Source organism: Chloroflexota bacterium, assembly GCA_009840625.1.
Classification (GTDB): domain Bacteria; phylum Chloroflexota; class UBA11872; order UBA11872; family VXNJ01; genus VXNJ01.
In genome coordinates this window covers 145,294-164,494 of the sequence record VXNJ01000009.1, presented here as the reverse complement: position 1 = coordinate 164,494, position 19,201 = coordinate 145,294, and the positions used below count along the sequence as shown (strand labels likewise).

At 66.6% G+C, this 19,201-nt stretch carries 19 protein-coding genes and 1 other RNA gene; 12 read left to right on the top strand and 8 right to left on the bottom strand.

Annotated elements, in window-relative coordinates; translation table 11 throughout:
- Window positions 1-45 precede the first annotated feature (45 nt).
- On the top strand, window positions 46-855 hold the full coding sequence (locus F4X41_06460; GenBank protein MYB16662.1) for a TerC family protein: 810 nt from the start codon (window positions 46-48) through the stop codon (window positions 853-855).
- A 21-nt stretch (window positions 856-876) separates the two neighbouring features.
- Here the strand turns inward: F4X41_06460 and recR are convergent, their stop codons facing one another.
- From recR to ffs, 4 genes are all read right to left on the bottom strand, one after another.
- Window positions 877-1,482, bottom strand: coding sequence for a recombination protein RecR (recR, locus tag F4X41_06455; GenBank protein MYB16661.1), 606 nt, complete (start codon window positions 1,480-1,482; stop codon window positions 877-879).
- A gap of 33 nt (window positions 1,483-1,515) precedes the next feature.
- Window positions 1,516-1,809: a YbaB/EbfC family nucleoid-associated protein gene (locus F4X41_06450; protein MYB16660.1), complete on the bottom strand. Its 294-nt coding sequence runs from the start codon at window positions 1,807-1,809 to the stop codon at window positions 1,516-1,518.
- A gap of 32 nt (window positions 1,810-1,841) precedes the next feature.
- Window positions 1,842-3,536, bottom strand: coding sequence for a DNA polymerase III subunit gamma/tau (dnaX, locus tag F4X41_06445; protein ID MYB16659.1), 1,695 nt, complete (start codon window positions 3,534-3,536; stop codon window positions 1,842-1,844).
- 59 nt (window positions 3,537-3,595) lie between these two features.
- Window positions 3,596-3,861, bottom strand: an RNA gene (ffs, locus tag F4X41_06440) — signal recognition particle sRNA large type.
- 195 nt (window positions 3,862-4,056) lie between these two features.
- Between ffs and F4X41_06435 the strand changes: the two genes are divergently transcribed.
- Complete coding sequence (locus F4X41_06435; GenBank protein MYB16658.1) at window positions 4,057-4,377, top strand: NIPSNAP family containing protein; 321 nt, start codon at window positions 4,057-4,059, stop codon at window positions 4,375-4,377.
- A 25-nt stretch (window positions 4,378-4,402) separates the two neighbouring features.
- On the opposite strand, the gene F4X41_06430 is transcribed toward F4X41_06435, so the two are convergent.
- Window positions 4,403-5,737 (bottom strand): MFS transporter, encoded by a 1,335-nt coding sequence (locus F4X41_06430; GenBank protein MYB16657.1) that lies wholly within the window; start codon window positions 5,735-5,737, stop codon window positions 4,403-4,405.
- A 164-nt stretch (window positions 5,738-5,901) separates the two neighbouring features.
- On the opposite strand from F4X41_06430, the gene F4X41_06425 reads away from it, so the two are divergent.
- The 9 genes from F4X41_06425 (at window position 5,902) to F4X41_06385 (ending at window position 14,808) form a co-directional block, all read left to right on the top strand.
- Entirely contained in the window at window positions 5,902-6,681 is a 780-nt protein-coding gene (locus tag F4X41_06425) for a glucose 1-dehydrogenase (protein ID MYB16656.1), read from the top strand.
- Between the two features lie 41 nt (window positions 6,682-6,722).
- Window positions 6,723-7,178, top strand: a complete 456-nt coding sequence (gene rpiB / locus F4X41_06420; protein MYB16655.1) for a ribose 5-phosphate isomerase B — start codon at window positions 6,723-6,725, stop codon at window positions 7,176-7,178.
- A gap of 86 nt (window positions 7,179-7,264) precedes the next feature.
- Window positions 7,265-8,368 (top strand): transaldolase, encoded by a 1,104-nt coding sequence (tal, locus tag F4X41_06415; protein MYB16654.1) that lies wholly within the window; start codon window positions 7,265-7,267, stop codon window positions 8,366-8,368.
- Window positions 8,369-8,383: 15 nt separating this feature from the next.
- Window positions 8,384-9,988, top strand: a complete 1,605-nt coding sequence (locus F4X41_06410; protein MYB16653.1) for a glucose-6-phosphate isomerase — start codon at window positions 8,384-8,386, stop codon at window positions 9,986-9,988.
- A gap of 29 nt (window positions 9,989-10,017) precedes the next feature.
- Window positions 10,018-10,944, top strand: a complete 927-nt coding sequence (gene gnd / locus F4X41_06405; protein MYB16652.1) for a decarboxylating 6-phosphogluconate dehydrogenase — start codon at window positions 10,018-10,020, stop codon at window positions 10,942-10,944.
- Window positions 10,842-12,416 carry a glucose-6-phosphate dehydrogenase gene (gene zwf / locus F4X41_06400; protein MYB16651.1) on the top strand — a complete coding sequence of 525 codons (1,575 nt, stop codon included), beginning with the start codon at window positions 10,842-10,844 and terminating at the stop codon, window positions 12,414-12,416. The genes gnd and zwf overlap by 103 nt, the downstream gene beginning before the upstream one ends.
- A 22-nt stretch (window positions 12,417-12,438) precedes the next feature.
- Window positions 12,439-13,302 carry a PHP domain-containing protein gene (locus F4X41_06395; GenBank protein ID MYB16650.1) on the top strand — a complete coding sequence of 288 codons (864 nt, stop codon included), beginning with the start codon at window positions 12,439-12,441 and terminating at the stop codon, window positions 13,300-13,302.
- Window positions 13,303-13,423: 121 nt separating this feature from the next.
- On the top strand, window positions 13,424-14,272 hold the full coding sequence (locus F4X41_06390; protein ID MYB16649.1) for a fructose-bisphosphate aldolase: 849 nt from the start codon (window positions 13,424-13,426) through the stop codon (window positions 14,270-14,272).
- 65 nt (window positions 14,273-14,337) lie between these two features.
- Entirely contained in the window at window positions 14,338-14,808 is a 471-nt protein-coding gene (locus tag F4X41_06385) for a molybdenum cofactor biosynthesis protein MoaB (protein MYB16648.1), read from the top strand.
- Here the strand turns inward: F4X41_06385 and def are convergent.
- Together def and F4X41_06375 are read right to left on the bottom strand one after the other, a co-directional pair.
- Complete coding sequence (gene def / locus F4X41_06380) at window positions 14,805-15,314, bottom strand: peptide deformylase (GenBank protein MYB16647.1); 510 nt, start codon at window positions 15,312-15,314, stop codon at window positions 14,805-14,807. The genes F4X41_06385 and def overlap by 4 nt on opposite strands.
- A 337-nt stretch (window positions 15,315-15,651) precedes the next feature.
- Complete coding sequence (locus F4X41_06375; protein ID MYB16646.1) at window positions 15,652-16,077, bottom strand: hypothetical protein; 426 nt, start codon at window positions 16,075-16,077, stop codon at window positions 15,652-15,654.
- 270 nt (window positions 16,078-16,347) lie between these two features.
- Between F4X41_06375 and F4X41_06370 the strand changes: the two genes are divergently transcribed.
- Entirely contained in the window at window positions 16,348-17,643 is a 1,296-nt protein-coding gene (locus F4X41_06370) for an insulinase family protein (protein MYB16645.1), read from the top strand.
- A gap of 40 nt (window positions 17,644-17,683) precedes the next feature.
- Here F4X41_06370 and glpK read toward each other — a convergent pair whose 3' ends face one another.
- Window positions 17,684-19,174, bottom strand: a complete 1,491-nt coding sequence (glpK, locus tag F4X41_06365; GenBank protein ID MYB16644.1) for a glycerol kinase GlpK — start codon at window positions 19,172-19,174, stop codon at window positions 17,684-17,686.
- Window positions 19,175-19,201 lie beyond the last annotated feature (27 nt).

Genomic DNA, 19,201 nt, shown 5'->3' with positions numbered 1-19,201 from the left:
TGGCCCAACCTGGCGTAGCCAGCGTTCGCGGGAGGCTGGCCTGCGATTTTGGCAACCGGCCGGTGCCCTGACCGGTTTGCAGTGCCGGGCTCAGAGCCGGGTCGAACCCAGCACCGTTTCCCCAGACTCCGAGGTCCCTTAGCCTTGCCCTTCGCCCCATCCGTCGATGGCGAGCTGCTCGGCAGCATCCTGCAAATCATCGTCATCGACCTGGTCCTGTCCGGCGACAACGCAATCCTGATCGGGGTGGTCGCGTCCAGCCTGAGCGGCAGCGAGCGCCGCAACGCGATCATTATCGGCGCCGGAACGGCCACGGTGCTGCGGGTCGGCCTGGCGGCGGTCGCCACCCAGCTGTTGGCGTTGCCGTTCCTGGCCGCGGCCGGGGGGCTGGCCTTGTTCTGGGTGGGCTGGCGGCTGCTGACGATGGACAAGTCCGACCATTCCGGGGGCCGCAAGGCCGGATCGTTCCGCCAGGCGATCGGCCTGATCCTGCTTGCCGACGTCGTGATGAGCCTGGACAACATCCTCTCGGTGGCCGGGGCGGCGCACGGAAACGTCGGCCTGTTGATTTTTGGCCTGGCGTTGTCGATCCCGCTGCTGTTCGTGGGGTCGGGACTGATCGCCCACTTCACCGGCCGTTTCCCGATCCTCATTTACATCGGTGCGGCGGTCATCTTCCGCATCGGGGTCGTGCTCATCGTCGAGGACTCGGCCGTGCACGATTTCCTGGGACAGAACTTCTTCCTGGAGGTCCTGCTCCCCTGGATCGCCGCTTTTGCCGGGCCGCTCCTCTACGTGGCCGTGTCCAAGATCCGCAACCGGCCGGTAAATCCGCTGTGGGTGTCGCGCGACTAGCGCACCTTCTCGGATCGGTAGCTAAACCGGTCGCCGGGCTTCCAGGGCCATCGCCAGGGTTCGGGCATCGACGAATTCAATATCTCCGCCGGTGGCCAGACCGCGCGCCAGGCGCGTGACCCGGCACGAGTCGCCCTCCAGCTGGCGCGCTATTTCGCTGGCGGTCGCGTCGCCCTCGATCGAGGCGTTGGTCGCCACGATGACCTCGGAAACCGAACGCTCGCGGACCAGATCCCTGAGCCGGCCGATTTGCAGGTCGGCCGGACCCACCCCGTCGATCGGCGAGAGCACCCCGTGCAGGACGAAGTAACGACCCTCGTAGCTCCCGGACTGCTCCAGGGCGAGCAGGTCCAGCGGGTCTTCGACGACGCATAGCACGCGGTCCTGGCGATCGGGATCGGTGCAGTAGCGGCAGCGCTGCGAATCGGCGTAGTTGCGGCAGACCGAGCACTCAAACACCTGCTCGCTCAGGTTGCCGATTGCCGACGCCAGCGCGGCGGCGGTCCCCGGATGGGAACGCAATAGGTGCATCGCGTAGCGGGTCGCGGTCTTGGCCCCGACGCCGGGCAGTGCGGTGAATCGTTCGATCAACTCGCGCAGCGGCCCCGGAAGTTGTGCGTCAAGCATCGGGCCCGCCCGCCAGGGGAGAACCGGCCGGGTTCACATGGAAAGCCCGGGAATCTTCATGCCCCCGGTCAGCGCGCTCATCTTGCGTGCCGCCACCGATCGCGATTCGCCGACGGCATCGTTGACCGCGGCCAGCACCAGGTCCTCCAGAAGTTCGACGTCCTCCGGATCGACCGCATCCGGCGAGATGCTGATTGATTCGATATCCTGCTGGCCGTTGATGACGACCTTGACCAGCCCGCCGCCGGCGCTGGTCTCGATCCGGGTCGATTCCAGCTCCTGTTGGATCTTCTCCATCTGGCGCTGCATCTTGCGCATCATCTGCATCGTCCGTCTCTTTTCATTGGATTAGGTCCGAGTCATACGTCTTTGATTTCGCGGGCGCCCAGCAATTCACCGGCAGCCCTGGCGATTCTGGCAGTGTACGCCTCGCCGCCCGAATCGCTCGGAACATGCTCGAGCCGCAACTCGACCGGTTCTCCGAGCGCGGTCTGGGCGATCTGCTCCAGGCCGGCCCGCTTGGCCGGGCTGTCGAGCCGGTCGAGCGCGAACTGCTGCCGGATCCCCAGCACCAACGCGGAACCCTCCATCCGGGCCGGGGCGCCCAGAAACTGTCCCTGTACGGTAGGGTCCCATTCGCGGACCAGGGCGATGAACCGTTCTCGCACCGCTTCGAATCGTTCCAGCAGATCCGAATCGCCGGTTCCCGGGGGCGGAGCAGGCTCCGGCTCGGGTTCCGGTTCCGGCTCGGGCCCGGTCCCGGGGTCCACCGATGGTTTGGGTGATGGCTCGAGTCCGGCGGCCGGGGCGTTGGCGGCCGCCCCCGCGGGTTCTGGCCGGGCCTGCGGGTCCGGTTCTGCGGCTGGCGCCGGGTAGGAGGGAGCGGCGGTTTTTACTGTGGGCGCTTCGACCGCCGGCAACGGCTGGAGCGCGTCCTCGGCGCCGGTGGCCAGGGCCGCCTGCACGATCGCCAATTCAAGGTCTAGCTGCGGAGGCCGGGCCGCCGTGAGCGGCGGGCGTTCGGTCAACGCTTCCACCACTGCCAGGGGTTGCCGGATCCGCGCGAAGTTGTTGGCGACCTCGCGCAGGACCGCCAGCTCGTCGGCCGAGTACTGGCCCAGGATCGACTCGTTGCGGCTGGTCAAGAGCATCAGGACTGCGCGGAAAAATCCGACCAGCTGGCGGTGCAGTGCGGTCGGATCGGCCCCGTCGTCGATCGATTGGGCCAGGGCGGTCATCGCGTCGCCGACCGACCCGCGCGCGATCGCGGCCGCGACGATGCTGACGCCTTCGTAACCGGCCGTGCCCAGAAGCTCGCGCATCTGGCGCTCGGTCAGGCGGTTTTCGGCGTAGGCAAGGCCCTGTTCCAGCAGGCCCAGCGCATCCCGCAGGCTGCCTTCGGCGTTGCGGGCGATCAGCGCCAGCGCCTGGTCGTCGGCCATCGCTTCCTCGAGTCCAACGATGCGCTCCAGTTGGCCGATCATCTGCGCGTGGTCTATGCGCTTGAAGCGCAGGTGCTGGCACCGGGACCGCACGGTCGGCAGGACACGGTGCGGATCGGTGGTCGCGAGGATGAAAACCGCGTGGTCGGGGGGTTCTTCCAGGGTCTTCAAGAACGCGTTGTAGGCCGAGCGCGAGAGCTGGTGCACCTCGTCGATCAGGTAGACCTTGTAACGGCCCGAGGCCGGGCGGTAGCGGACCTTCTCGCGCAGGTCGCGGATGTCGTTTACCGAAGTGTGGCTGGCCGCGTCAATCTCGATCAGATCCAGAAAGGACTCGTTGCCGACGCTGCGACAGTGTTCGCAGTCGTTGCAGGGTTCGGGCTGGATGCCGCGCTGGCAGTTGAGAGCCTTGGCCAGGATCCGGCCGACCGTGGTCTTGCCGGTGCCCCGCTCGCCTGAGAAAAGGTAGGCGTGCGATACACGCTTGTGCACCAGCGCGTTCTGCAGGATCCGCACGACGTGGCGCTGTCCGGCGACGTCGGCGAACCGCTGCGGCCGGTATTTGTTGTACAGCGCCCGCAGCGAATCCCCGGCCAGTATGGAAGCGCACATCTACCGGCTCGAATCAGCGACCACTTGTGGCCGAAACCTCGGATCATTTGCCTTTATGGCCGCGCACCCTTCGTTGTAACCCATTTGGCCGCCACGATCCGCCCCCGCCGCTCGGGCCAGGTGATCCCGCGGCGCCCGGAAAGGTCCCCTTACCGCTGCTTCCTTCCAGACCTGACGGAGTTCGGAGTTTCCCGTCGCACGGGGCCCAACCTTCGTCGCGCCGGTTGCGAACCAGAATCGACCGCCGGAATTCCGAGGAAGGGAATTCGGTCCCGCTGTAGCGGTTTGCGGGTGCAGGGCACCGCTATCTCCCCACCTAGCGCGGCCATTAGAAGTTTATTTGAGGAGCGGGGTTGCGCGGCCGGCGGGATCGCTCGAACTTCGCCCGGCCGGCTCCTATCCGCCCCACGGCAACGGCCCCTAGACTTTGGCCGTGACCGCGTTTTCGCCGGAAGCCAGTTTTGGTTCGGCGCATCGGCGGTGACCGGGACCGTCCGGCGAGATTTGGCGGGGAGGCAGCATGGTCGTCGAACTGCGCGAGTACAAGACCCTTCCGGGGCAGCGCCAGAACTGGGTCGATTACATGGAGGAAGTGATCATTCCCTTCCAGCGCGCGAAGGGAATGACGATCGTCGGCAGCTTCGTTGGCTCCGAGGACGAAAACACCTACGTCTGGATCCGGACCTTCGCCGACGAGTCCGAGCGCACCCGGTTGTATGCGGCCGTCTACCAGACTCCCGAATGGGAGGACGAGATTTCGCTGAGAGTCGCCGAGATGCTCGACCGGGACCGGATCAAGGTGACGCTGCTGGATCCGACGCCGGCCTCGGCGATCGGATAGTCGCGCCGCCGGCCCGGAGCGCCGGTTAAACCTGCAGGCGCCTAATCTGCGGGGCGGCCGCCAGGAGCACCAAAAGCAGACCCAGCCCGACCGCCGCGGCCAGGCCGACCGCAAACGAGGAGCTGGTCGCATCGCCCAGGATCCCCATCGGAATGGCACCGATCGGGGTCAGCCCCCAGAGCACCAGCTGGACCGCGCCCATGCGGCCCCGGTAGTGGTCTTCGGCCAATAGCTGCAGGAGCGCGCCGTTGGTGGCCTGAGCCAGCCCTGAACCCAGTCCGGCCAGAAAGAGCATCGCAGCCGCCAGCAGCAGCCAGGCGGTCTGGGCAAAGACCAATATCGACCCCCCGAAAAGCATCGACCCGGCAAACAGCAGCAACCCCTTGCGGCGGATGTGATCGAGCCGCGAAGCCACCAGGGCTCCGATCAGGCCGCCGGCCCCGGAAGCGGCCGAGAGGATCGCCAGGCCGGCCTCGGGCGAGAGCAGCACGTCGCGGGCGATCGCCGGAATGAATTGGTAATGCGAATAGAACAGCACCGAAATGACGACGCCGGTTATCACCACCGGCCGCAGTTGGGGGCTGCGCAGGACGTAAAGGTAGCCGCCCAGGATGTCGCGGACGAATGAAACGCGCCGATTGGGCATTTCGACCGGCGGCGCCTTGATGCGGCGGATGTAGAGGCCGGCCAGCGCGGTCAGCACCGCCGTTGACGCGTAGCACCAGGCGACGCTGACGAAAGCCAGGACCGCCCCGGCGACCGGCGGGCCCAGAATGCGCGTGGCGCCGATGCTGGTTGTGTGCAGGGCGACCGCGTTCATCATGTATTTGCGCCCCACGATCGACATGACCAGGGCCTGGCGGGCCGGGAAGTTGGCGGCGATCGCCACTCCGCCGAGCAGCGCTCCGACGACCAGGTGCCAGGGCTCGATCAGGTCCAGGAAGATCAACGCCGCTACCACCGCGGCCACGATCGCCCCGGCCGCCTGCGCCGCCACCAGCATGTTCAGGCGGTCGACGCGATCGGCAAGCGTTCCCAGAACCGGCGCCACGACGACCATTGGCAGCGATCTGGCCATGCCCACGATGGCCAGCATCGAATTGGAACCGGTCAGGAGGTATACGAAGTAGCCCTCGGCGGTAAATTGCATCCAGAACGCCAGCATGGTGGCGATGTTGCCCTGCCAGAGGACCATGTAGGCCGGAATCGCCACCGCCGGAAACAACCCGTAAAGGAAGCGACCCACGCGACCCGAGTATTCCAGGCGGTCTTGGACCAGCTGGTCGCGCGGATCGCCGTCGCCTTCGTTGGCCGCTGCCGCGGCGGGGCCGCCGGGAGCGGGCTTGGAGGTCTGCTGCAAACGCGAATGCCAATTGCGGCGAAGGCTGCGAGAGGCCGGTGCCGCCAAGTAACTAGATTAATTGCCGGGAGGAGTCGCCGGTCGCATTCCCCAGCCGCTACCGGCGGTCAAAATTGCCCAAGGGCTTTATCCAGCCGGGCTGCGACCGGCGGGGGAACGAATCGATGCGCGATCTGAGCGGAAAAGCGATCCTGATTACCGGCGGCGGCGGGGCGCTGGGCAACGCAATCATCGACCGTCTGGCTGCCGACGGCGCCGACCTGGTAGTCAACGACTACAACCCGGAAGCGGCCGAAAGGGCCTGCGACCTAGCCCGTTCGCGCGGGCGCCGCGCGATCCCCATTGGCGGCGACGTTACCGAGGAAGACGACGTTGCGGCGATGGTCGAGAAGACAGTGTCCGAATTCGGCAAGCTCGACGTCGTGATCGCCAATGCTGGGCTGCACACCACCACCTGGCTGGTGGAGACCACCCGGGCCGAATTCGACCGCATCAATTCGGTCAACAACTGGGGAGTGTTCCTCACCGACCGCGAGGCCGCCAAGCAGATGATCAAGCAGGGCCACGGCAAGATCATCAACGCCGCCTCGATTTCCGGCAAGCGGACGACGCCGCTGCAATCGGTCTACCATGCGTCCAAGTTCGCGGTGGTGGGGATCACGCGGGCGGTCGCGACCGAGTTGGCCCCGCACGGGATAACCTGCAACGCCTACTGCCCGGGGATGGTCGATTCCCCGATGTGGGACCACCTGGCCGGCGAACGATCCGACCGGCTGGGAATCCCGGTGGACGAGGTGCGCCGCCAATCACTGGAAAAGATCCCGCTTGGCCGCATGCAGAAACCATCCGAAGTCGCAGCCGCAGTCAGCTTCCTGGCATCGCCCGATTCCGATTACATGACCGGCCAGGCGCTGAACATCTGCGGCGGGATTTTCATGTCGTGAGCATCACGCGAACGCGTTTGAGCAAATCAAGGAGTTGAGCGTTGAAGGTCGCAATCGGCGCCGATCACGCCGGGTTCGAACTCAAGCAGGTGGTGGCCGCCTGGCTGGCCGAACGGCCGTATGACTTGATCGACTGCGGGGCCTCCGAGTACGACCCCGTCGACGACTTCCCCGACTACTGCGTCGCCGTATCGGAACTGATCCAGTCCGGCGCGGCCGACCGCGGAATCGTCATCTGCGGCTCGGGAGTCGGGGCTTCGATAGCCTGCTCCAAGCACGCCGGCGTGCGCGCGGCAACCTGCCACGACCGCTATTCGGCCCACCAGGGCGTCGAGCATGACGGGATGAACGTGCTCTGCCTAGGTGGGCGGGTCATCGGCGTGGAACCGGCCCTGGAGATCGTGGAGGCATTCTTGGGCGCCAGTTTCGACCCCCAGGAGCGCTTCCTGCGACGCGTGTCCAAGGTGGACGCGATCGAACGCGCCGGAGGGCGGTAACCGGCGGCCGCGGTGGTCGAAAATCGCCCCAACCGGACGGTGCTTGGAGCGTCTACCATCCGCCGCCAGCCTAAGGAACGACGGAAATGACCCAGAACCCCATTGCCGACCTCTTGCAACACGGCCAGGCCGTCTGGCTGGATGAAATCTCGCGTGAGCTGCTCGATTCGGGGCGGCTGTCCGAACTGATCGCCGCCGGGGTCCGGGGCGTGACCTCCAATCCGACCATTTTTGAAAAAGCGATCTCGTCCTCGAGCGACTACGATGCCGACATAAGCGCGCTCCGCGGACAGGGACTGGAGCCGGAGGCGGTCTTCGAGGAAGTGGCGCTGGCCGACATAACCCGCGCATGCGACCTATTCGCCGACGTCTACTCCGCCAGCGGGCGGTCCGACGGGTTCGTCAGCTACGAACTGCCACCGCGGCTGGCCGACGACGAGGCGGCCTCGGTGGCCGCCGCCAGACGTCTGTTCGCCAAGGTGGATCGTCCCAACCTGATGATCAAGGTGCCCGGGACGGCGGCCGGCGTCGGCGCTTTCCGGACCCTGATCGGCGAGGGCGTAAACGTGAACGTTACCCTGCTGTTCGCGGTGCCGCGCTACCGCGAGATCGCCAGCGCGTACGTGGAGGGCCTAGAAAAGTGGGCCGCGTCCGGCGGTGACCTCGGAGCGGTTTCCTCGGTCGCCTCGTTCTTTGTCTCGCGGGTCGATTCGGCCGCCGACGCGGCCCTTGGCGAGCTGGGACGACCCGACCTTCAGGGGCGGATCGCCATCGCCAACGCGCGCCTGGCCTATGCGGCCTACCTGGAGATATTCGGGGGTTTTCGGTTTGCTTGGCTCGAACGCGCCGGCGCTCGCCGGCAGCGCTGCCTTTGGGCTTCGACCAGCACCAAGAACCCGGAATACTCGGACGTCTTGTACGTGCGCGAACTAATCGGTTCCGATACCGTAAACACGCTCCCCGGGTCCACCCTCGAGGCTTGGCTGGACCACGGCGAGGCGGCCGATACGCTCGGACCCGGGATCGCCCAGGCCAGGGACACTGTCGCGGCGGCACGCGCGGCCGGCCTTGACCTGGACGCGATTACCGATCAACTGACCGCCGCCGGGGTCAAGTCCTTCGCCGATTCCTACGATGCGTTGCTGGCGGTCGTCGCCGAAAAGGCCCGCCAACTGGCGCCGGCCGGCTGACCCGGAGACCCGCATTTGGATGACCTGACCCGGCAGGGGCTGGCCGCGCTGGCTGAAGCCGACGCGGTTGAGCGGCTCTGGCGGCGCGATCGAACGCTCTGGCCGGGACTGGGCGACCTGGACGCGCTCGGTTGGCTCGAATACCCGGCCGCCGGTCTGGGCCGACTCGACGGCCTGCTCAACCTGCACGATTCGGCCCGACAGCGGGGTATTTCGCACGCGGTGCTCCTTGGCATGGGCGGCAGCTCATTGGCCGCCGCGGTGTTCGCCTCGCTTTACGAGCCCGCCACCGGGATCAGCTTCCGGGTTCTTGACAGCACCGTCCCTGACCAGGTCGCGGCCGTCGAGGCCGAGTTGCCGCCGCGGCGGACGCTTTTCCTGACCGCTTCAAAATCGGGGACCACGACCGAGGTCTGGTCGCTGTTGGAACACTTCCGGGACTGGCTCGAGCGGGCCGGGATCGAATCCCCGCTTTCCCACTTTGCCGCCATTTCCGATCCGGGATCCCCGCTGGTGGAATTTGCCGCCTCTCAGGGCATGGCGACGTATCTTCCCGGTGACCCCCGGGTGGGCGGTCGCTACTCGGCGTTCACCCCCTTCGGGTTGATAGCCCCGGCGATGCTGGGGCAGGACCTGCGGTCGCTTAGCGCCGCTGGCGAAGTGGGCCGCCGGGCCTGCGGGCCCGGCGTGGAATTGGCCGTCAACCCGGGTGCCCGGCTGGCCGCCCTGCTCGCCGGCCAGGTCCGCGGCGGGGGCGACAAACTCACCCTGCTTCTCTCGCCGCGGCTGGCGCGCCTGGGGCTCTGGATCGAACAACTGGTCGCCGAAAGCCTGGGTAAAAACGGCCGCGGAATCGTGCCGGTCTGCGGCGAACCGCTGCTGGCGGAGCAGCACTACGGACCGGATCGCTTTTTCTGCTACCTGCGCCTGGAAGGCGACCAGAACGAAGCGACCGATCTCCTGGCCGAGCGGCTGGAGGGTAGCGGGTTCGCGCTGCAGCGCCGCGGGGTCCCCAACGTTGGCGCGGTACCGGGGGAGATGTTCGTCTGGATGTTCGCGGTCGCGCTGGCCGGCGCGCTGCTGGAGATGAACCCTTTCGATCAGCCGGACGTGCAGGCGGCCAAGGACAAGACCGCGAACCTGCTCGCCGGCCTTGCCGAAGGCCGCGAATTGGCGGCGCTGCCGGCCGGTGATTTCGGGCAGTGGGTAAATCGTCTGCAGAAGGGTGGGTACGCCGCGCTGCTCTCCTACTACCCCGAGACCGCCGATTACGACCAGGCGGTAGCCGGTTTGGCCGGCGAAATCGGCCGACTAGGGATTGCCGTTACGTCGGCATATGGACCGCGCTACCTGCATTCCACCGGTCAGCTGCACAAGGGCGGACCGCGCAACGGGAGTTTTCTTTTCCTGGCCCCCGCCCGGCCTCCGCTTGAACCACCCGTGGCCGACAGCCAATACGGGCTGGGAACGCTCGCCCACGCCCAAGCCGGCGGCGACCTGGCGCGGCTGGCGGAGCTGGACCTGAACGTTGCCGGTATCGATCTGGGCGGCGATCCGGTGGCGGGACTGAACGGGCTGGCCCGGCAACTGGCCGGATCCGACCGCCCGCCGGGGAATTGAACCCAGATTCCGCAGTCAAGGAGTCACGCTTGGAAATCGGAATAATCGGCCTGGGCCGCATGGGCCTGAACATGACCGAACGCTGGCTGCGGTCTTCGCACCGCGTCGTGGCCTATAACCGCAGCCCCGGCCCGGTCGCCGAAGCGGTTGCAAAAGGGGCGGTCGGCGCCGCCAGCTTGCCGGACCTGGTCGGCAAGCTGGAACAGCCGGCCGGACGGCGTGTTCTCTGGACGATGGTTCCGGCCGGCGCCGTCACCGAAAACATGATCATGCAGCTGATTCCGCTGCTGGACCGGGGGGACGTGATCGTCGACGGCGGCAACGCCAATTACAAAGACTCGCAGCGGCGCTCGGAGATGTTGGCGGCCGAGGGCCTGGAGTTCCTTGATTGCGGAACCTCGGGCGGCGTCTGGGGACTGGCCAACGGCTACAGCCTCATGATCGGCGGTGATCGCCGGGTCTACGAGCGCATCGAGCCGCTGTTCCAGGCCTTAGCACCCGGCCCTGACCGCGGCCTCGGGCTGGTCGGTCCGGCCGGGGCCGGGCACTTTACGAAGATGATTCACAACGGCATCGAATACGGCATGATGCAGGCCATGGCCGAAGGATTCGAGATCATGGCCAAGAAGGCGGAAATGGACCTGGACTTGGCCCAGGTTGGACAGATTTGGCGCTACGGTTCGGTCATCCAGTCCTGGCTGCTCGACCTAGCGGTCCGCGCCCTGGAAGAGGACCCGCGCCTGGAGCGCCTGGAGGCCTACGTGGCCGATTCGGGGGAGGGGCGTTGGACTGTCCAGGAGGCGATCGACCTTGACAGCCCGGCCGAGGTCCTGAGCCTGGCCCTGCTGCGGCGATTTCGATCCCGCGACCCGTCGCCGTTTTCGGAACGAATGCTGGCCGCCCTGCGGCAACAGTTCGGCGGCCACGCGGTGCGCCCCCGGGAGCAGCAGCAGTAGTCACCACCGTAGTCATCTTCGGAGCGACCGGCGATCTGACCCGTCGCAAGCTCATTCCGGCGCTGCTGGAAGGTTGGCGGACGGGCCAGATCGCGCGCCAACTGCGAGTTCTGGCGGTCGCGCACACCGACATCGATCTCGGCGAGCTGCGCCGCCGCCTGCGTCCGGGCGGGACGAGCGCAGTTCAGTGGGACGAGTTCGCCGCCGGGATCGAGTACCTGCGGCTTGATTTCGGCGACACCGACGGCTACGCGCGCTTAGCCGGCCTGCTCAACGAGACCGAATCAACCGAGCAAGGGCCGCGCCTTTACTACCTGGCCTGCGCGCCGCGCTTCTTCGGCGCGGTCGCCCGGGGCCTGGCCAAGGTCGAAGAGCTAGCGCGGCACCCGCAGAGCCGGCTGGTCGTGGAAAAGCCGTTCGGGCGCGACCTGGAATCGGCCCGCGAACTCAACCGGCTGCTGCATTCGCGGTTCGCCGAAGAGCAGATCCTGCGCATCGACCATTACCTCGGCAAGGACACCGTCCAGAACATCCTGGTGCTCAGATTCGCGAACGGGATCTTCGAGCCGCTCTGGAACAACCACTACATCAGGCAGGTCCAGATCACCGTCGCCGAGGACGAGGGCATCGGCGCCCGCGGCGGCTACTACGACAGCGCCGGGATCTTTCGCGACATGTTTCAGAACCATCTGCTGCAACTGCTGACCCTGGTGGCGATGGAGCCGCCCGCGACGATCGAGTCGGACGCGCTGCGCAACGAGAAAGTCAAAGTGCTGCGCGCCGTGCGCCGGGTCGTCGGAGATGCGGTCTTCGACGAGTCGGTGCGTGGCCAGTACACCGGCTACCGCGATACCGAGCGCGTCGACCCGGCTTCCAACACCGCCACCTTCGCCGCCCTCCGCCTGCAGGTGGAGAACTGGCGCTGGAAGGGGGTGCCGTTCTTCCTGCGCTCCGGCAAGGGGCTGCCGCAACGTTCGACCACGATAGTGGTCGAATTCAACGCTCCGCCGCACGTGATGTTCAACCGCGCAGGCCAGGATCTGGAGCTGCGGCCCAACGCGCTCACCCTGCGCCTGCAACCGGCCGAGGGCATGGACCTGAGCTTCGAAACGCGGCTGCCCGGGAAAATGCAGATGGCCCCGGTAAAGATGAACTTCGACTACGCCCAGCACTCGCCCGAGCTGGCCATACCCGATGCCTACGAACGGCTGGTCGTCGACGCGCTCGCGGGCGATTCCTCACTGTTCATCCGTTCGGACGAGATCGAGCTGTCATGGCAGATCGTCGACCCGTTGATCAGCGCCTGGGAACAAGTCGGCTCATACCGCCTCGGCGGTTACGAGCACGGCAGCTGGGGCCCGGCCCTGGCCGACGAATTCATCGACCGTTTCGACTTGGCCTGGATCCAGCCCGAACCGGCTTCGGGCCCGGTCGCCACCGGTTCGGCCGAGCGCGCCGCGAGTTCCCCTTGAAAACGCGGGGGAGCCTGTCGCAATGATTGCCCCGGGCGCCGACCTTCACGCCCATACCACCGCCTCCGATGGCGAGTTCACTCCGGAGGAGCTGGTCCGCGCGGCCCGGGCGGCTGGGATCGCCACCCTGGCCGTCACCGACCACGACACCATGTCCGGGGTCGCCGCCGCACAGGCGGCGGGCGAACGGATGGGGATCGAGGTGATCGCCGGCGTGGAGATGTCGTGTCACTGGAAGACCGCGGCCGGAGGCCCGCAGACGGTCCATGTGCTGGGTTATTTCTGCGACCCGCGGGCCGAGGAAATGGCGCGCCTGGACCGGGTCAAGCGCGAAAGCCGGACCCGACGCGCGCGGGCCATGGTGCAGCGGCTGCGGGACTTGGGAGTCGCGGTGTCGTTCGACCGCGTGCGCCAAATCGCCGGCGACGCCCAGATCGGGCGCCCCCACATAGCGCGCGCCGTCATCGAGGCCGGCTACGAAAACGACTGGGGCCGGGTATTCGATCGCTGGCTTGGCAACGACGCGCCGGCTTACGTGAGTGGTGAGAGAACGCTGGTGCCGGAGGCGATCGAGTTGATCCGGGCGGCCGGGGGCTTGGCGGTGATCGCCCACCCCTACTACGATTTCCACGGCGGCAAGCTGGAACTCGACCGCCTGCTGCCGGCCGCGATCGAGGCGGGATTGGCCGGCCTGGAAGTCTTCTACGGCAGCTTTCCCGACGCCGAACGGGCCTGGGCGCTTGGCTACGCGGAGCGCTTCGATCTGGTTCCGACCGGCGGCAGCGACTTTCACGGCCCCGGCAGCGGCACCAACCCGCTCGGCACGTCGCTGTGTCCGCCGGCGAACCTGTCCGCGCTGAAAGGGCTGCGCCACCCGCCGGTTTAGAGACTCGGCCGGACCGGGATCGCGATAATTTCTGCGGTCCCTTGCAACGGAGCCCCAATTGACTCGACCGACACTTGCAGATCTAGGTCTTAGCGCCGGCAAGAGCGTGCGCTTGGGCCGCATGCTCAATCAACACGGCCCCGGCGGCTCGACCCTGCTGGTCTTGCCGGTCGACCAGGGCATGGAGCACGGGCCGCGGGATTTCTTCGTCAATCCGGCCAGTCTCGACCCCGACTACGTCTTTTCGCTGGCCGCCGATACCGGTTATTCGGCGATCGCCGTCCAATTCGGTCTGGCCAACAAATACGTGGGCCGCTACGCCGGCGCGGTACCGTTGATCCTCAAGCTCAACGGCAAGAGCGAGATTCCGCCCGCCAACGCGCCGCGTTCGCCGCTGACGGCGCGGGTCGAAGACGCGGTTCGGATTGGTGCCGACGCCATCGGCTACACGCTTTACTTCGGGTCCGCCCAGCAGGAGACCGACTTCGAGAACTTCTCGCAGGTTCGCCTGGAAGCCGATCGCGCCGGATTGCCGGTGGTGGTCTGGGCATATCCGCGCGGCGAGCACATCGACGCCAAGGGCGGGCGCGACAGCATCTACGCGATCGACTACGCTGCCCGCGTGGCCTCAGAGCTCGGCGCCGATGTGATCAAGGTCAATTACCCGGTCCAAAACCCCGACGGATCGGTCGGTCCGGTCGAGGGCGCGCCCGCGCCGTACGACTCGAAGGTCTGGCCGGACATGGGCAGCGCGCTGCGCCAGGTCCTGAGCTCGGCCGCCAATTCGATGGTGATCATGTCCGGCGGATCGCGGGTCGGGGACGAGGAGTTGCTGAAGCGGGTCGAACTTTCGATGCAGGCCGGGGCCACCGGGTTCATTTACGGCCGCAATATCTGGCAGCGCGAGCGATCGGCTTCCGAAGCCATCATCGCCAAGATCAAGGACTGCATGCGCGGCTACGCCCTTTAGTGGCTCAATCGGCGCAGCCTTCCGGGTCAGCTTCCACCACCGAGCACCGCCGCGAAGCCCGCGCGCTGGGGGCCATCAGTTGCGACGTGGTGGTCGTCTCGGACTCCCGAACTCCGCGCACCGATGTCTCCGGCCGGGTTGCCCGGGAACTGATCGAGAGCGCGGGCTACGGAATCGGCCGCAGCGACCTGGTGGCGAACGAACCGGCTGCAATAAACGCGACGATCGACCGGTTCATGTCCGGCGAATCGGCCTGCTTGATACTGCTCGGCGGCACCGGGCTCTCATCCCGCGACCGGACCGTCGAAACGCTGCAGGCTCGGCTGGACAAGGAACTGCCCGGTTACGGCGAGGCTTTCCGCCGGATCAGTTGGGGCGAAATCGGTACCGCCGCCATCTTGAGCCGCGCCCTGGCGGGCTCCATACAAGACCGGATCGTGGTCGTGACTCCGGGGTCGCCGAACGCGGTCAAGACCGCGCTTGATGGCGTTCTGCTGCCCGAACTTGCCCACCTCGTACGCGAGGTACGCCGTTAGGCGGGCACTGGCTCAGGATGGGTTTCGGCCCGGACCAAGTGCAACGAGCCGACCCGATCGGTGAACAGGATCCCGCGCAGGTGATCGATCTCGTGCTGCAAGGCCTGGGCCAGCTGGCCCTCGGCTTCCAGCCGCATCGGCCGACCATATAAGTCCAGCGCCCGCACACGGGCCCGCTTGGCCCGGTTCGGGTACCCGAAGTAACCGGGCAGCGACAGACAGCCCTCGCGCATCGGCTCGAATTCGGACAACCCTTCAATCACCGCATCGCGCAGGATGTAGAGGCGCGTAGATTCCGATTCCGGATCGGCCGGTTCGGGCACCTCGATGACGATCAAGGCCGTGGGGACGCCGACCTGGGGCGCGGCCAAACCCACCCCGTCGTGGGCCCGCATGGTCTCGACCATGTCCCCAGCCAGCGCAATCAAATCGCCTTGAAAATTGGAAGTGATTCGCGCCGGCCGGCGCAGGCTCGTATCCCCAATCGGGAGGATTCTGCGTAACATCTGCCGATTCTCCCGGAATCGGCTTCGGGTCGCTGGAGATCGGTCCGGAGCGGACGGGCGAGCTTCCGCGCGCGCACCGGCCAACCACAGGGTTTGGCGCCGCCGCCAAATTGGTCGGCCAACTCGACCGCTTCGTCCCGCACCTACCGTACCCCGGCCCCAAGCGCGGGTCCCACCGACCTTGAAAAATTGCAATAGATCCCCGGGATTGAATCGCACGGGCCGCGCCCGGATCGATGTTGCGCCGCACGGCCACCTGACGTTCGACCGCGGTACGGTCGCGGATGGGGAGGCAACCTTGGGCGTTGAGAATTCCGGCGGACGCCTATTCGCGGGCCTACCCGGGCTCGACCAAGGCCTTTAACAGGCGCAGTTGCTTGCCGTCGGAATATCGAATTGCGATTCGCAGCAGTGGCGAGACCAATCGCCAAAAAAGTCCGGAAAACCTACAGTCGGCGACCAGGGTAACGCGGGAAGAGCCTCCTCCCAGTTCCTGGATTTCGTATCGGTAGTCCGCAACTACCCCGCCCTGTATCGAACGCAGCACGATGGACCGGCCGGGATCGCAGCTCACGATGGTGCTGGTCCGCCGCGCCCCGCGTGCCTGGAAAATCAGCTCCGTGCCGGTCGCAGTCTCGCCATTGGCGGTCATTGCTTCGATTCCGGGCATCCATCGGTGGGCGTTGTTCCAATCCGTGAGCGCCGACCAGACTTCTTCGGGCGGCCTCTGGAACTCCTCTTCGACGGAAATAGTTCTGGCCATTGCCAAGCTCCCTGGAGGTGTGTTCTGCGACAGTGGTTCGATTGAGCACCTGCGAATTGTGGCAACCTGCCATTGCCCGGCACGAATCCAGACATTCTGCTGGGGAGCGAACCGGGCCAAGTCGCTGCAACTCGGTCGGCCCGGGTCTGATTCACGGACCGGGCAGAGCCCGGCGTCGCCGGCCGCCAATTGCGGTCTTCGGCGGGGTCCGCGCGGCTGATAATTTCGGCAGAATCCGCCCGAAATACGCCAAGGCCATAACCGACCAACATGCTCGAAATCGCCGCCAACCCGATCGATCAAGCCGAATCAACCACCCTCGAAAACGGCCTGCGAGTGGTATCGGCGACGATGCCCAACACCCAGGCTGTCTCTTACGCGGTGTTGATAAACGCCGGATCACGCTTCGAAAGCAGCGCCCAAGCCGGCATATCCCATTTCATCGAACACCTGGTCTTCAAGGGGACCCGCCGCTGGCCCACGCCGCGCGCCATCTCCGAGCAGATCGAGGGGGTCGGCGGAGTTCTGAACGCATCGACCGGCAAGGAACTGGTCACCTACTGGTGCAAGGTCCCGGCCCCGCGTTTTGAGAAGGGATCGTCGGTTATCTCCTCCCTGGTGACCGAACACCTGATCCCCGCCGAGGACGTGGACCGCGAACGCAGCGTGATCCTCGAAGAGATCGACATGTACTACGATGACCCGCATTCCATGACGGACCTGCTTTCGGAGCGGATCACCTATCCCGACCATCCGATGGGGCGCGACATCATCGGGAGTCGCGAAACGCTCAATTCGATCGAGCGCGACGACCTGCTGGACTTCATTTCCAAGCAGTACGAGCCGCGATCGACGGTGGTCGCGATCGCCGGCAAACCAAGCCACGCCGAGGCGGTGGCTATGGCCGAACGCGAATTCGGGTCCTGGGCGAGCGATCGGGCGCCGGCCCAAAGGGAATATTCCGACGGGCGCGCGACGGGGCAGGCGCTGCATGTCGAGGAGCGCGCAACCGAACAGGCCAACATGCTGCTGACGATGCCGGCCCCGGCCCAGAACGACCCCGACCGATTCGCGCTCAGCCTGCTGAACGCCGCCCTCGGACAGGGCATGAGTTCACGTCTTTTCCAGCGCATCCGCGAACAGATGGGTCTGGCCTACGCGGTATACGCGTACTGGCACCCGTCCTCGGACCAGGGTCATTTCGGGGTTTACGCCGGCGTGAGCCCGGACAAGGCGGTCAGCGCCCTGGAGGCGATCAAGTCCGAGCTCGGACTGGCGCTGGGCGGGCTGGACCCCGACGAACTCGAGCGGGCGCGCGAATTCGTGCGTGGCCGGTTGATCCTGGGAACCGAGGACACGCGCGGAGTCCTGGCCTGGATCGGTCGCCAGACCGCGCTCTACGACCGGGTGCTTCCGTTGTCGGAAGCCGTGGCCCAGATCGACGCGGTCACCTCCGAAGACGTCGTGCGGGTGGCCGAGCGGGTGCTGGACCCGGCCAATTTCCGGCTGGCGGTGCTGGGTCCGTTTGCCGACGCCGGTCCCTTTGAGGCCGCGCTGGGCAACTGATCTGACGAGGGACGGTGTCGAACGCTCGCCGTTCCCTCGGCTAGCGTGCCCAGCCCATAGACCGCTCCACCGCGCGGCGCCAGTTAGCCATCATCGCGACGCGATCCAGGTCCCGGTCAGGGTAGAAGGTGGCCTGGCGTTCCCAGACCCCGGAGATAGCGGCCAGGTCCGGCCACCAGCCGAGCGTTAACCCGGCCAGCAGGGCTGCGCCTAGCCCGGTCGTCTCGGTCACCGCCGGCCGGATGACCGCCATGCCGCTGTAGTCGGCCTGCATCTGCATCAGCAGGTCGTTCTCCGCGGCCCCACCGTCTACCCGCATCTCGGCGATCGGCGAGCCGGTATCGGCGCCCATTGCCGCGAGGACGTCGCAGACCTGGAGGGCGATCGATTCCAGGCCGGCGCGGACGATGTGCGCGGACCGCGTGTCGCGGGTCATTCCCAGGATGGCGGCCCGCGCGTCGGGGTCCCAGTCGGGCGCGCCCAGGCCGGTGAACGCGGGCACCAGGATCGCTCCCCCGCTGTCGGGAACGCTGCCTGCAACCGTTTCGGACTCGGCGGCGTTTTCGATCAGGCCGAGGTTGTCGCGCAGCCACTGCACGGTCGCCCCGCCCATGAAGACTGAGCCCTCCAGCGCGTACGTGGTCTCTTCGCCGATCTGCCAGGCCAGGGTGGACAGGAGTTTGTTCTCCGAGCGGGGCGGACGGCTCCCGGCATTCAGCAACACGAAACAGCCGGTGCCGTAGGTCGTCTTGACCTGCCCGGGCTCAAAACAGGCTTGCCCGAAAAGCGCCGCGTGCTGGTCGCCGGCGATCCCGGCCAAAGGCACCGCCGCGCCGAACACGTCGCGGTCGGTAAGCGCGCTCCATCCCGAGGAGGGAACGATCCGGGGCAGGATCGAACGGGGCACCCCCAAAAGATCCAGAAGATCGTCATCCCAACCCGGCGGATCGATGCGGGCCAGCATCGTGCGCGCGGCATTGGTCGCGTCGATAACGTGCTCGCGTCCGCCGGTGAGTTTCCAGATGAGCCAGGAATCCACCGTCCCGAAGCACACCCGGCCGGAGCGGGCCCTGGCCGCAAGGTCCGGATCGGAATCGAACAACCAGGCTAGCTTGGTCCCCGAAAAATACGGATCGATGACCAACCCGGTCCGCTCCTGGACCATGGCCTCGGCGCCCCGCTGCTTGAGCTCCAGGCAGATTTCGGCGGTCCGCCGGTCCTGCCATACGATGGCCGGAGCCAGCGGCCGGGAGCTGGCCCGGTCCCAGAGAAGGGTCGTCTCGCGCTGGTTGGTTATGCCGATCCCGGCGGGCGGCGATCCCTGGCGGCCCAGCAGTTCGCGGGCTGCCCCCAGGGCCGATTCGAAAATCTCTGCGGCGCTCTGCTCGACCCATCCGTCGCGGGGGAACCGCGACCCCAGCGGACGGTAGGCGCGGTCGAGGACCTTGCCGCCACGGTCCACCGCCAACACGGTGGTGCCGGAGGTGCCCTGGTCGATCGCCAAAAGATAATTTGTTGCCGGAATCTGCATGGCGGCTTTCACCAGACTGCCCGGTAA